The 14663-nt window shown below is 44.6% G+C and carries 10 protein-coding genes and 2 rRNA genes; 4 read left to right on the forward strand and 8 right to left on the reverse strand.

The genetic code is table 11. From position 1 onward, the window contains the following. Positions 1 to 32 precede the first annotated feature (32 nt). Entirely contained in the window at positions 33 to 269 is a 237-nt protein-coding gene (locus BLS65_RS15325; protein ID WP_092440571.1) for a hypothetical protein, read from the forward strand. Positions 270 to 430: 161 nt separating this feature from the next. Here the strand turns inward: BLS65_RS15325 and BLS65_RS15330 are convergent, their stop codons facing one another. The 4 genes from BLS65_RS15330 to BLS65_RS15350 form a co-directional block, all read right to left on the reverse strand. Further along, positions 431 to 1564: a hypothetical protein gene (locus BLS65_RS15330; RefSeq protein WP_092440573.1), complete on the reverse strand. Its 1134-nt coding sequence runs from the start codon at positions 1562 to 1564 to the stop codon at positions 431 to 433. 129 nt (positions 1565 to 1693) lie between these two features. Further along, positions 1694 to 2914 carry a C45 family peptidase gene (locus BLS65_RS15335; RefSeq protein ID WP_092440575.1) on the reverse strand — a complete coding sequence of 407 codons (1221 nt, stop codon included), beginning with the start codon at positions 2912 to 2914 and terminating at the stop codon, positions 1694 to 1696. An 826-nt stretch (positions 2915 to 3740) separates the two neighbouring features. Further along, the gene (locus BLS65_RS15340; protein ID WP_092440577.1) at positions 3741 to 4919 is read right to left on the reverse strand and encodes a class I SAM-dependent methyltransferase; all 1179 of its coding nucleotides are present in this window, start codon (positions 4917 to 4919) and stop codon (positions 3741 to 3743) included. Between the two features lie 503 nt (positions 4920 to 5422). After that, positions 5423 to 5809 (reverse strand): hypothetical protein, encoded by a 387-nt coding sequence (locus BLS65_RS15350; RefSeq protein ID WP_092440582.1) that lies wholly within the window; start codon positions 5807 to 5809, stop codon positions 5423 to 5425. Positions 5810 to 6122: 313 nt separating this feature from the next. On the opposite strand from BLS65_RS15350, the gene gatE reads away from it, so the two are divergent. From gatE to BLS65_RS15365, 3 genes are all read left to right on the forward strand, one after another. After that, positions 6123 to 8138, forward strand: a complete 2016-nt coding sequence (gene gatE / locus BLS65_RS15355) for a Glu-tRNA(Gln) amidotransferase subunit GatE (RefSeq protein WP_092440584.1) — start codon at positions 6123 to 6125, stop codon at positions 8136 to 8138. Positions 8139 to 8152: 14 nt separating this feature from the next. Then, positions 8153 to 9538 carry a Glu-tRNA(Gln) amidotransferase subunit GatD gene (gatD, locus tag BLS65_RS15360; protein ID WP_092440592.1) on the forward strand — a complete coding sequence of 462 codons (1386 nt, stop codon included), beginning with the start codon at positions 8153 to 8155 and terminating at the stop codon, positions 9536 to 9538. Positions 9539 to 9796: 258 nt separating this feature from the next. Then, a complete protein-coding gene (locus tag BLS65_RS15365; protein ID WP_212590573.1) occupies positions 9797 to 10471 on the forward strand; it encodes an NUDIX hydrolase in 675 nt (224 codons plus the stop codon). Here BLS65_RS15365 and BLS65_RS15370 read toward each other — a convergent pair. The 4 genes from BLS65_RS15370 to BLS65_RS15385 form a co-directional block, all read right to left on the reverse strand. Then, entirely contained in the window at positions 10468 to 11817 is a 1350-nt protein-coding gene (locus BLS65_RS15370) for an MltF family protein (protein WP_092440588.1), read from the reverse strand. The two genes, BLS65_RS15365 and BLS65_RS15370, sit on opposite strands and share 4 nt — an antisense overlap. Before the next feature lie 64 nt (positions 11818 to 11881). Then, a complete protein-coding gene (locus tag BLS65_RS15375) occupies positions 11882 to 13801 on the reverse strand; it encodes a putative porin (RefSeq protein ID WP_092440590.1) in 1920 nt (639 codons plus the stop codon). 566 nt (positions 13802 to 14367) lie between these two features. Continuing rightward, positions 14368 to 14478 (reverse strand): 5S ribosomal RNA (gene rrf / locus BLS65_RS15380). Between the two features lie 65 nt (positions 14479 to 14543). Next, positions 14544 to 14663: ribosomal RNA gene (locus tag BLS65_RS15385) — 23S ribosomal RNA — on the reverse strand; the annotation flags it as partial.

Raw genomic sequence — 14663 nt, forward strand, 5'->3', positions numbered from 1 at the left:
GGTGAAAATATTTTAATCGGGAAAGCCTTGTGATGATTATTATTACAGGGGTTCCCGATTATTTTATGCTTTTATGTTGCGGATATAAGGTAAAAGCCGATTGCGCAAATCTGTTTCAAGCCATCGATTCGCTATATTCCATTTCGCAAAAGCCAGAGTATATGCAAATGGCCAGCCTTATAAACGAAATTGTGGATGCTCAGGCGCAGGTAATTCGTTCGCGTATTACTAGGGCTGCCGATAAGGACGATGAGGCGAAGAGTGAGTAGTGAGTGGTGAGTGGTGAATTGTGAAAAGTTAAAAGTAAAAAGTAAAAAAAAATAAAAGAGGGTTAATCACATTACTAACTCCCGTTCATTTATCAACCTCTCAATACGCAAAAAAGGATGGTCACTAACGCGGCCATCCTTTAACTTTTACCCTTTACCCTTTAACGCCTTCCTGTCATTGCTTCCAACAGCTGGAGTTGCTCCTTTAGCTGCTGCTTTTGCGCTGGGTTGGTTTCGGTGGTAACAGCAGCTTTTAAATCGGGAATGGCATCGGTGCGCTCGAGCTCTACGGTGAGCTTGGCGGCAAGTAACCGAACATCAAAGCTGCTATCACGAACCATTTGTGGAATATACTTCTTTGCCGACCATGCACGCATGTCTACAATTGCTTGTAGTGCGGAAAGCTTCTCCTCCTTGCTCTTAATAAGCATTCCAAAGGCTTCGCTTTGCTTGGCCAACAGTGAATCGGTAAACAAAATTTCTTTTGAATGGATGCCAGGACGAACCACGTTAGCGTTATACGATATTAGCTCTTTTCCGGCAACCAACCGCACAAGGCGAGGAATCATCCAGCGCATTCCTTGAGTAGCCTCAGGATGGCCTACTACTGAAACGGATTTTCCTTTTTCAACCTCAGTAACAATCACAAACGGACGGTTGTTAGTCATGTTGGATGGAGTTCCAGCAACGGTGTGCACATCGCTTAGCATGGTAGCCAGCTCGGTATACTTATACTTGCTGTCTTTGGCCGGAATAAGCACCGGTCCTTCGTAGTAAAGCGAGTAGTAAATGTCGCTATCGGCTAGCTCAGGAAAAATCTTCTTGCCTTCACCAGTTACCGAGAACTTTGCCAAACCATGTCCACGGTTATCGTGCTCAATGTCGATGGCTTCGGCACCACTTAACGCAAGCGATGGATAGCCCGGTGTTTCGGATAGAATATAGGCTCCGGCACAAATGCCAACCACACCCTTACCGCTTTTCACTAGGTCGATAACCTTTTGCTGGCCAAGTAAGCCAAGGCTACCAGTTTCGGAGCGTCCGCCCCCACCAGGGAAAAGGAATACGTCAATATCGTCGGCATCACCGCCCATAATATCGGCAGCAGAAATAACGCGAACGGTAATCCCTTCATCAATGCGGCAGGCCTCAAGGGCATCGGTAATGCAGTCGGGGCTATCGCCATTCTTGTCGAACACACCTACGTGAATAGTGTCGTTACTCCTTGTCTTTAAATCGCCCGGTTGGCATGATACCAGTAGGGCAATAGCGGAAATGTATAAAAGATGTTTCATGTTTTAAAGGTTAAAAGGTAAAGGGTAAAAGAGTGAAAGGTGAAAAGTGAATGGTGAAAAGATGGTCGTTGCAAAATCATACCAATTCAGCATGTGGGTGTTTCATTCAGAATTGGCAAATTGGCACATTTATTTTTCCTTAACCCCAAGTTCGGTGAGGTAAGTTTTGGCAACAACATCGTCGAGCCAGGTGTAGAATTGGGCTACTTCGCCGGGCTTTCCTTTTCCGCTGCGCCATATAGCCACCTTTTCGTCGGCAACCTTAAATATGTTGCGCTCCATTACCTCAAGCTTTTGCACTATTCCGGTTTTCTCAAGATTGAACAGCTTCGATATTTGAATGTAGCGAGCGCCATCGGAACGTTTCATAGGGTAGCACTGATCCATTAGCTCCAGCGACATGCTGTTGATTGGTGAATTACCTTGCTTGTTCCTTACAACCATTCGTGGCAGCTTATCGCCTTCGCGCACCCAGAGTGGCAGCGCAACGCATGTATTGGGGAAGCCAACCATTGTCCATATAGTAGCCAAATCGGTAGGTTCGCCCGGCTTAACGCCTTGCACCAGAATAGCAGATGATGTTCCGCTGCGCGAGAGCAAATCGTCGGAGTTTACAAAATAGCTGCCTGCGGGAATAGCGCTAAACTCTTTGCGGTAATCGCGGTTTAGCACCGGATTCCTAAAGCAGCGGGTAAACTCTTGCAGAATGGTTTGATAGTTCATTTTGTGCTGCGCATCGGCAGTGTAAAACAAGTCTTGTGCCGTTTGAAAGCGAATAAAACCGTAACCTATATCCTTCTTTCCGGTAAAGGAGAAGTTGGTGCGGATAATATAACCGTTTGGTGCTTCGGCAGGATTGTTGGCATCGAACTTGGTAAAAGTGTAATTGTTTACCTCATAAAAAGCGGCACCACCCGCAGCATCAATTACGCCAAAGTGAGCAGCAAGCCCCATTGGTTTCGACTCCGCATTAAGTAGGGCTTCAAAATCGGATAGTGAGGCACATTGCTTTAATGCCTTGCGCATAAACTCTCCTTCCAAATCTTTTTTGGAAGTAGTATCGTCGAGGTTTACGTTGAAAGAGGCACTGTTCATTATAGAAAAGCCAGCCGAGTTGGCACCGCCCCAAATTAGAGCACCGGTAGAATCTTCGGAGTTAATAAGGCCTACATAAGTATACTTGCCATCGGCGAAAAACTTCATGCTATTCTTGGCATAATCACTGTCGCGCACCTTCCAAATCATAGGCCGTCCATCGGTGGTATACTTCCCCGAAATAATGGCGGTGGTGCAGGCAATCCCATACAAGTATGAAACTGCCAATACGATTAAAAGAAATAGTTTTTTCATGGTTAGGTTGTTTGCGGTTTATAAATAGCTGGCAGCAAACCAAAATGCGCCATTCTGCAATTAAGTTAGGTTACGCAAATGTAGCAGAAAAGATGGAAGGTTAGCAAAAGCGGAGGGCGAAGGTCGAAAAGGATAGTTGGGTATTGCAAGTGCAAGTTTGCACCTTACCGACCTAGCCCCATCCGGTCCCAAAGGGAAGGGTGACTTGCTGAAGATGAGGGCAGCATTATAACCCAGCGGCGCCTCCTTTGGTGGAGGTCGATTGGATTAAAAATTGCAGAATAGTTATACAATGCACCCTTTGTGTTCTCTGTGTTGTTTTTCTCCGTGACCTCTGTGGTTAAATATGGTAGGTTGTTCAATGCAAATGATTTGCTGTTTTGCTCCTTACCGACCTAACCCCATCCCTGTCCCAAAGGGAAGGGTGACTTGCTGAAGTTGAGATGAGGTGTGCTTTTCGAATAGCTTTACACATTGCATTGCCCCAACAAAAAACAACCTATCGCCCTTGCAGGGCTTTGTGCTGGCGCTACTGCTTACACAGGTTTACGCTTCGCTCCAACCTGTGCTTTTACCTTTCGGGACTTCGTCCCTCCTCCTTTCCATTTGGCCTGAAAGGGTAACATGTAATAGCACAGGGCGCAGCCCTAAATCAATACCTGACACAACTTAGGGCTGTAAGCCCGACATGTTTTTCCCAATTGTCGTCCACACATAATCCAATGTTACATTTTCACAGTAAACGGAAATGGGTTCTACTCTCTAAATTGTTTTCCGCCACAGGAATTGTGGTTAAGCAAGAGGGCTCAAGGGCATATCCAAATAGCTAGATACCCTTCTCCAACAACTTTTCGAGCTGATGATACTCAATGCCATATACCTTTTTAATATCGGCAATCTGCTCAAGCACCTTTGGATCGGGAGTAGCAAGCTCGCGTTGCTTAATGCCGACAATCAGCACGTTTTTGGGAGTGTGTTCGGTGGCAATAAATTCAAAAACATTGGTTTTATACCCATAAGCCTCCATGATTAGAGCGCGTAGTCCATCGGTAAGCAGTTCGGACTGGCGTTCCTTTAGAATACCAAACTGGGTAATACGGCCGAGATTCCCTACTGGATTAATCTGCTTCCGTATTTGCTTATGGCAGCAAGGGGCAACCACAATCACCTTAGCATTAGCCTTCATACCCATAAAAATGGCATCATCGGTGGCGGTATCGCAGGCATGAAGGGCAATGAGCATATCAACCTTAGGCAGCTTTGCATCTACAATGGTTCCCTCGACAAAGGAGAGTCCGGCAAATCCCGATTCTTTCGCAATGGTATTGCACTTATCCACCAACTCTTTACGGAGTTCGACACCCACAACGCTTGGCGTTTTGTGAAGAACATTCACCAAGTAATCGTAGAGCGCAAAGGTGAGGTAACCCTTACCGGCACCCATATCGGCCACGCTGAAAGAGTTATCCAGTTCTACCGATTTTAGCACCCCATCAATAATCTCAACATACTTATTTATCTGTCGATACTTATCCTGCATGTCGTTCTTTACCTTACCCTCGCTGGTAGTAATTCCCAAGCGATAGAGATAGGTATTCTCCGCGGGCGTAATCAGTCGAGCCTTCTCCTTATCATGGCTAAGCGAAGGTTGCATTGTCTCGGTAGCCGGTCCAATGCGGAGCTTTGCAGTTCCATTGGGCGAAATAGTAAGGTAGTAGTTGGCCGAAAGAGTAAACAAATCGGCCTGAAGGAAATCGTTGGCAAACATAGCTTCAAGAAGAGATCCCACCTCCTCAAACATGCAATTTTGGGTAATATCTTTGGTTTGATGGCGAAGTACAAACGATAACCGTTCCCCTTTTTTAATGCTTATAACCTTGGCCGAAGCAGTTCGCAGCGTATTATTCTTGTCGCGCCTGTTGAATAAGGCAAGTCGCACAAAGTTTTTGGCCTCTAGGCTCTCGATAGTGTGCGCAATAAATTGCGAAATGGGGTTGTTGCTCATGATTTCTTGCGTTGTATCATTTGTATTGGGCACAAAGGTAGGGAAAAGAATATGTTAATGGGTTAAATTGCTAATGTGCTAATGAATGCCTGTAAATAAAACTGGCACATTGCTGCATTGTCAGGTAGATCGTTGCACCACATATTCCACAGATCTACACAGATTATTAAAAGAAAACATAGCTACAAAGGCTATGGAGCCGTTTTGCACAAAGGCGAACTTAGCGTAGTTGTTTGCTACAGGTTACCCACATAGAGCCACCCTGCGAGCAGGAATAGTGCAAAGGGGCATGGCGCTATCGCCCGCTACTGGCCCATTTTAATTGCCGCATTAATCCATTGGCATATTGTCGCATTTCTTCGGACTTCGGACTTCGGTCTTCCGACTTCGGTCTTCGGTCTTCAGTCTTCAGTCTTCGGTCTTCCGACTTCGGTCTTCGGTCTTCGGTCTTCAGTCTTCCGACTTCGGTCTTCCGACTTCGGTCTTCCGACTTATTCATCGAATTATGCATGGCGCAAGGCCACGATTAAGGCCCCGGTTATATAGGCAATCACCCACCATGCGTAAGCGTAGCGTGAATATAAGTGCAGCGATTTGGAAATGAGCAATCCCGGGCCATACTTGCTTCGGAAACGCAAAAGTAGAATGAAATCAATAAGCATAGCCAATAGGGCCGAATATCCAAGAATGCCATGCGAACTCATAAATGAATGGGTGGAACCACTCACCATGCAAATGGTAGCAATTATATCGAACAAAATACCTGCCGATAGAAAAACCATCACCCTGTTGTTGGCTCTGCGGTTGCGCTGCTCGTTAAAAATAGCAACTGAATAGGCAATTAAAGCAAAATTCACTATTACGGTTCCGGCAAGAAGGATTGAATTCATATCGAGTATAATATTAAAAGTGAAACATCAAAAACAGCCATTACATTAGATCTGCCTCCTAACAACATTCTTCATCCATTATCCATCCGAAGGCGAAGCAGGTTTGCAAAGTAAACATGTTTTATCAATTTCATCCGAGAAATGAGAAGCTTAATTACTATGGCTTTCGGATAAGAAAGAAAACCTGTTCATCAATTGTTTAAAAATATTTTTGCCTTCGCAAACGTTTTCTATTGGTAAAACTGTAACTTGAAAAGCAAATAATTGACGCCGATTGTTAATGAAATCGGCTAAAATCTTTACGATTTTGCCCATGGAAACAAACAATTCAAAAGCCGACCAGCAGATTAGCCTCGATCGGTATTTGCAATCAATGAAAGAGATTGGTTACATTTCCCTAGCCGAGGCCACCAACGAGGATTACGAACGTATAGGATTCAAATCGGGTCTAGAGGTTCATCAGCAACTGCTTACCAAGCGAAAGTTGTTCTGCCGCTGTCCCGCAGGAATATTCCACAAGCATAACGATTATACCGCCGAAGTGGTGCGCCATATGCGGCCTACCCTTAGCGAAATGGGTGTTTACGATGGAACGGCCCTCATGGAGTTTCGCACCCGTAAAGAGATCGTATATCGCCTAAACAATAAAACGGCCTGTACCTACGAAACCGATGATACGCCACCATTCAAAATAGACATGGAAGCGCTCGAAATTGCTCTCGAAATCAGTTTGCTGTGTAAGCTAAATATCGTGGGCGAGGTACACATTACCCGCAAACAATACCTCGATGGTAGCATACCTACCGGTTTTCAGCGCACCGCCATCATCGGTATTGAGGGCGAAATTCAACTCCGCAATAAGAAGGTGGGCATTCTGCAGCTCAGCATCGAGGAAGATTCATGCCGTGAAGTTTCCGATATTGGCCACGTCCGCATATATAAAACCGATAGACTCGGAATGCCGCTCATCGAAACGGTAACCCATCCTCAGCTTTTCACCCCATGGGAACTCGCCGAGGCGGGTAATCATATCCGGTTTATGAACCGCAGCACAGGATTGGTTCGCACAGGTATTGGTGCCGCTCGGCAAGATGTAAACGTCAGCTGCCGCGGTGGAGCCCGGGTAGAGATTAAGGGCGTTGCTCATATTGCTTGGATTCCAAAACTCTCGCATATTGAAGCCTTCCGCCAATATGCGCTGCTTCACCTGCGCGACGAGTTAAATAGTAGGATACCTGACTATAAACTTTGGAAGATTGAATCGAAGGAGCTCGATCCTGTAGAATTTGGCTTCAACTTCCCCACCAACTTACCCTATACCGTTCCACTTTCTCTCATTGGCGTAAAGTTGCCAAATTTTGCCGGAGCGCTATCGCATTTCACCCAACCGGGCCGATGCTTTGGTAACGAAATTACCGAACGACTCAAGGTTATTGCCTGCCTCGAACGTCCAAACATGGTACATTCGGAGGAAATCGAAAAAGATGCCATCTGCTTCAACTTCCATAAGCTGGGAAAGATACTCAATGCCACCCCGAAAGATGCAATGTTGGTATTCTGGGGTCCCGAGGCCGATGTAAAGACCGCACTCGAAACCATTGAAGAGCGTTGCATTATGGCATTTGAGGGCATTCCTCTCGAAACTCGAAAAGGATTACCCGATGGAACAACCATATTTGAGCGCGTGCTTCCGGGTGCCGACCGCATGTATCCCGATACCGATTCCGCCCCTGTTGCTATTGAGCAGCAGCATATCGATGTGGTTACCAAACGGCTTGCTACCGACCTTCATTTGCGCATAGCACAGCTGCAGGGCTGGAATGTTCCTGAAAGCTGCTGGACATTCCTCCTACGCCACAACCTGGTGGTGCTTGTTGAAAAAATTGCAAGCATCGGCTATCCTCCAAAAGCAGTGGCTATCCTAATAGCCGAGCATTTCAAACATTTGGTTACAAAGAAATTGGCAACCATAGAGGAGGCCAACCGCATATTCGATATGTTGAAATTGATGCAAAAGCAAAGGTTAGATTTCGGTTTAGCCGACGATTTGCTTACCGCAATATTCCAAAACCCATCGGCTACGTTTGATGAGGCACTGTTGCTTTGTGGGTATAATGTCTACCGCTTTGAGGAACTTTCGGCAATGATTCTACCGCTAGTAGAGGAGTTCGGGCAAATCAGACGAACTATCAATTCGGAAAATGCAGTTCGCTGGGTAATGGGCAAGCTGCGTAAGGCGGCAAAGGGAAACCTTCCGCTCTCATCGTTGCTACCTCTAGTGCTGCCGGTGGTAAACCACAACCTCAAACCTCATCAATTCACCCTTTAGTTTATTCAATGGCTATGGACAACGATTTTCAAGGATATAGAGGCAAAGCGTTAGAGATTTTAAAGCAATATAATTCGAGAGTATGGGGTCAGGTGGAGATAGAGAGCACGCGCGGACAGTTTCGCGGAGTGGTGCTCCCGCGTGCCGAAACACACGACGAAAACCACCTAGTGCTGAAGTTCGAAACAGGCTATAACATAGGGGTAGATGTTCGCACCATTACCTTTATGAAAGAAGTGGGATACTCAAAGGCCAACTATAAAATTCCGGAGAAGGAGTTCCCCTACTCGAAGGGTAAGCCCAACGTAAAGTTACTCGGCACCGGAGGCACCATTGCTTCCCGCCTCGACTACCGCACGGGTGCCGTTATTCCGGCATTCTCACCCGGCGAACTTTACGGTGCCGTTCCTGAATTGGCAGATATCTGCAACATCACCACCGATAAACTCTTTGCCGTATTCAGCGAAAACATGGGCCCGGCACAATACATTGAGCTGGCAAAAGCTATTGGTCGCGAGATAGAGAATGGAATCGATGGTATTATTATTGGACATGGCACCGATACCCTTTCGCACACTGCCGCCGCGCTAACCTTTATGGTGCAAAACTCACCTGTCCCCATTGTCTTGGTGGGATCGCAGCGCTCCTCCGACCGTCCAAGCTCCGATGCAGCACTTAACCTGATGCATGCATCCTACACTGCAGGACATTCGGACATTGCCGAGGTGATGGTGTGCATGTTTGGACCTACTTCCGACGAATATGGATTTCTGCACCGCGGCACACGCGTTAGGAAGATGCACTCCTCCTACCGAAGCACCTTCCGCACCATTGGCGATACTCCTCTAGCAACCGTAAGCATGAAGGATGGCGTAAAACCTATCAAAACCGACTACAACAAGCGCCGTAGCGACCGAAAAGTAACCATACTTCCATACTTTGAAGAAAAGGTAGCAATTGTATATTACTATCCCAATATGATGCCCGATATGATTGATTCCCTCGTGGACAATGGGTATAAGGGTATCATCATTGCCGGAACTGGGTTGGGACACGTCAACAAGCCACTCTACCCGGCCATTGAGCGAGCAACCGCTAAGGGTGTTCACATCTTTATGTGCGTACAGACGCTTTGGGGATTTGCACACATGTTTGTGTACGATACTGGGCGTGATCTTATGGCCAAGGGTATTATTCCGGGCGAAAACATGCTCCCCGAAACCGCCTATATTAAGCTGGGCTGGGTGCTGGGTCAAACCAACGACCCCGAAGAGGTAAAACGCATGATGCTCACTCCTATTAACGATGAGATTACCCTGCGCGAACCTTACAATGGTTACCTAATATATCAGGGCGGCGTTCCGGAGGTAGAGGCGTTTATTAAGGATCATCATAAGTAAACCCGAGTTGGAAATTTACTCACTCGATTACTAGCCAACGTTGTAGATTGATATCAACAGCTTTATCTTTACGATCACTACAAGTGAAACGATGACGAATTAGGAGTGATGGATGCCGAGGACAAATCATCTCCTCATCTGTCACTTCTCTGTCGTCTATTACGGATACACTAAGGTTTTAGGCCCATTAAGACATGGCAAGTCGTTAAGTTTAGAAAAACGAAACCTGCGATTAGAACATTTCCAATAAAAAGACGTTTGGAAAGGAAAGGCGTATTTGCAAAAATGGATATTGAACCCTTCGATAATTTTATTAATTCACTAAGAGAAAGCCTACACAAAGGTCTTCCAGGTGAAACCGTGCAACGTACCATGGCCCCTGCCGCACGTCTAAAGTTGATGGAACACACAATTCCTGATGAAACAACTCGAATGAGTGCCGTGCTTATTCCAATTTTTCCACACGAAGGTAGAGCACACATTGTGTTTATAAAGCGTCAAACTTACGATGGCATACATAGCGCCCAAGTGGCCTTCCCAGGAGGAAAAAAGGAGGAGTCGGACGATAATATGTTGGAGACTGCGCTAAGGGAAGCTGAGGAGGAAGTCGGTATAAGGCCAGAATCTGTTACCATCCTAGGAACCCTTACACCGCTCTTTATACCAATAAGTAATTATCTAGTTCTTCCAGTGATTGGAATCCTAAAGGAACGCCCCACATTCTATCCAAACCTTCAGGAGGTAGAATATATCATTGAAATGCCAATCTGCCAACTCCTTCAACCCAATTCCCGCTCAGTAATAACGCAGAACTTGGGCGGCCTACCGCTATCGACACCCCATTTTAAAGCAGGAGAAGATATGATATGGGGAGCTACTGCAATGATTCTTGCTGAATTCATTGAGTTAATACAGCCCTCGTCCTGTTATTAAATAGTAACAAGGCTACTATAGTAACCATAGCGCTCCAATACCTCCGTCACAAATCTAGAAGTCTCACTTCCGCTAAACTTTCCACACTTAACTATAGGGTCTTTGTAATACTTTGGTTGAGATTTCATACGAAGAAAGAAGGCAACATCTTCCCATGAATTAGGATTGGAGTGATATTTTTCGGCTAATCGCCGTGCGTCCTCAATATGTCCCAAACCGCCATTATAGGCACCAAGAACAAACTTCGTAGCCTCCTCCTCGCTTATACCAGCATTTACATAGTAGTCGCGAAGATAGTTCAATAGCATTACTCCAACTTTAATGTTCTTTTGCGGGGTTGAAATATCGTCCACACCAAAATGCTCGGCAGTTATTGGCATGATCTGCATCAGCCCATAGGCACCGCTTTGCGAAATCACATCAGCATTAAAGCGTGATTCCTGATATACGATAGAAGCTACTAATTTCCAATCCAGTCCCTTTTGATTGCTATAGTGCTTAAAATATCCATCATACTTCGAAATTGCATTGCGTCCCGGTGTAATAAATGCACTAGCATACCTCAAGTATAGATCATCACTATTATACTTAGAAAGGATATAAGCATAGTTGGCCGTAGATTTATAGCGACTTAACCAACTATTAACTTCCTGAAGTAGTAAGGGAGATCTCTTATTAACAGCCCAGCAGGACTGCTCTGTTAAATTAGTTAAGGGCAAAACCTTAACCCGAGGAAAGCGCAGTTCCCCAACCATTGCGTCGGAATACTCCACAATAGCTTGATCGATGTCGCCTAATGCAACCATCTCAACTAATTCATCGGCAGATTTGCTGCTACCATTGGTTATGCTGATGCCGCGACCTTGAAGATCGATTCTTCTCTTACCAAGAATGGAGCGATTGAATGCCAGATTACTAGAATCATTCCCCAAAGAGACCAACGCTAATTTGACTTCGGAATGAGGTATAGTATAGGATATTTTGTTAGCGAGCGCCTTTGTTGGAACCAAATTCATGGCGACAATATCACAAAGCCCTTCATCTAGTAATGAATATGCTTCATCGAAACTCTTAACAGGGATAATTTCAAGTGGAACGCCAATGGTTCTGGCTAGTTCTTTAAGCAATTCAAACTGAAATCCCATGGGGTGCCCTTTGTGCACAAAAAACGAAATCCCGGAATTGTCGGTGGCGGCCACGAGTTTACCTCTTTCTTTTATGGCGCTTATGTTTAAATTACTATTAGGGTTAACACTGCTTATTTCAAAATTATTGCAACTAAATAACAATCCAACTAAAAATAAACTAAAAATAAAAAATGTTCTCTTTGAGTAAAATAAAATCATACATTAATTTTGGTGAATAATAACATTAAACGCAACATTCTCAATAAAGTTCGATTAATTTGAATTAATCATAGAAGTTCCAGTAAACGCCAAACTTAAATGAGCGTTCGCCTATTGGGTATGTGTATGCGGAGAAATAATCACGTTCAAACCAATTCTGACTCAAATGATCATATTTCACGAATATCTGAGCCCTTTTCCACTGAAAATTGATAAATGCACTGATGTTGGGATACTCCCCAATCTTTCTGTTCTTTTGTATGTAGAACTGCGCAATGGAAGGGTTGTATGCGTTTGCGTAGTATTTTGTATTATAAAAAACATCTGCCCCCATTTGAGTAGAAAGCACATTCTTAATTAAATTAAATTGAATGAAGTATGATCCCTTTACCGCAATATATGGAAGTGGGATTATATCTTCATTCGAAGAAGTTTGAATAACGGCATTGTGAATAAAGTTCAATATTCCGAACTTAATATGATTTCTAAAGAACAAACTGGCAACTGTTACCTGGTCGTTACTCTGCTCCGGTAGTGATTCCTTATTAAAGAATACATATCCATCAGTGCTAATGAATCTTGCCTCGACAGATGTTCTAAGTTTTGGGAATGCTAAAAAATAGCTGGCCCTTAACTCATTTATTTTATTGAAGGTGTTATCCCACTTAATGTTGTTCGCAAAGTACTGAGTAGAAAAGTAATCCACCGTCTTTGAATTAACCGAAAGTGAAGCAGTTTGTGCTACGGGAAAGCCCCATATTTCGAATGCGAAATTGCCAATGCCAGCAAAAAGGACGTCACCACTGCGACGACCACTCAAATAACTCTTAGTATACACCGATAAGTCTATACCCTTGACACGAGTAAACAAGCCAGCCCCGGCATAAACATTAGTGTAATCGGTATTTGTTATCTCCTTAATGAAAAATTCGGGCTTCCAGTAATAGTAACGCTCCATATCAACACCAGCCTTGCCATATAGCTTAAAAGCGCGTCCAATACCACTTAAGAAATTCCCCGAAAGAGTCAATTCATTAGAGATATTCCGATAATAAGAAGAGTCATTAGTTGAAACCTGACTGATATAATAATTCTTAAAATAGCTGCTGGTAGTTAGGTCTGGAACATCACTAAAAACACGACTGAATCGATCATATTTAAGCGTATGACGCAGTTCTAAGTATGGTTCACCACCCAAACCCTTATTTGCTCCACCAACAATACCATAGCTATTGGAAGCTAATAATTGCACTCCCCGTAAGTCATTCTTAGCATTTGCCAATTTTACAGGGACATTCTCAGCGTCAATTATTGTATCCTTTATATCAAACTCATCTACACCACCATTCTCCTTGATCCGAATACGGTGCCAAGCAAATGAGATATAACTCTTCATTCGTGGACCATAGAACGATGAGTATAGGTTAAAACTATTGTTACGGGCATATTGTTTTTGATAAAACCCTGCAGTGCTGTGACCATTATGTTTCAACCCCACACTCCAACCCGGAACAATGTTTTGATTGTGAGTGATCTCTAATGTTTGCTCCCCAATTTTCTTTTTATTTGTAGAATATCCTAATCGAGTAAATCGCTTTTGGGAGTTAATAATAGGCAAATCCGTGGGCGTATTGAGGTAAGGTAGAAAACTTTTTACAAATAGGAAATCCTCCGATTCACTCCGATAAAAGTAATCCAGAGGCATCATAGCTCCACCGTTATTCCCAGTCGAAATTGTCCCAACAGAGTAACGCTGATAGGGCATTACATTCTGTGCCCCGTAGAGAGTAGTATCATATTCATAAAAAACAGGAGCCATTGTTTCCGGATTAACCTTATAAACAAATAACGCCTTCGTTTTTAATGTGTCTGGAAAAGGGAAGTAGAGAGAATCGAGTTTGAACCCTTGTGCAAACGTGTTTTCTACAACCAGAGAGACAGCAAAGATCAAACAAATGTTAATAAATAATCCTTTCGCGCGCATAGTAATTTATTTGCCACGCAAAGATAAAAAAAAATCCCGACCTCGCTAAGAATTGGGCCTAAGATCAACCACGACTTACATCAATGTCGACAAATCTATATCAATTCGCGATTCAGGAAAAACCTACAAGGCATCATTCCTATCATCCGTAGGAGGCACACGCAGGTAATACGCGCCATCACCGAAGCTATTAACGTCCCTTAGGTGGCACAACTGCTATCAAACAGACAAGAGTAATATAGATAGGTTGATTCTGAACAATCTAATCTTTCGATCCCTAAAAAAGTGCCGCACATACGGCGCTCAAAAAGATCAAGCAAACAGGTTTTTAACGATAATATAGTGCCTACGGCACCCTTCTGCAAACACATTAAGATGCGAGTTGCACAGGTTGTAACCACGAAAATGCTCACGGTTGCCGTATTTATCAATGCACCATACCTCCAAAATCCAACCGGCTCCGTAGGAGCTAAACGTTGGTAAATGGGCTTAGCACTAGAGAGCGAGCGCTTTTTCGGTGGGGTATAAACAAAAAAATCCCGGCCTCTTGCGAGACCGGGATTGAAGAACGGCGGCGACCTACTCTCCCACCTTTCGGCAGTACCATTGGCGCTGGCGGGCTTAACGGCCCTGTTCGGAATGGGAAGGGGTGGAACCCCGCCGCCATAGCCACCGTAAGCGGTTGCGGATGCTTAAATCCGTATACTTTTGACGTTCTTTCGCAGAGCAGGCGGCGCAGGTGCCGCGGAAGTCGTTCGGGGTATTAGTACTGCTCGGCTTTGCTGTTACCAGCTTTACACCTACAGCCTATCAACGTCGTAGTCTCCAACGCCCCTCAAGGGAGGCCTCATCTTAGGGGGGG

The organism is Williamwhitmania taraxaci (genome assembly GCF_900096565.1).
In the GTDB taxonomy this organism is placed as follows: Bacteria; Bacteroidota; Bacteroidia; order Bacteroidales; family Williamwhitmaniaceae; genus Williamwhitmania; species Williamwhitmania taraxaci.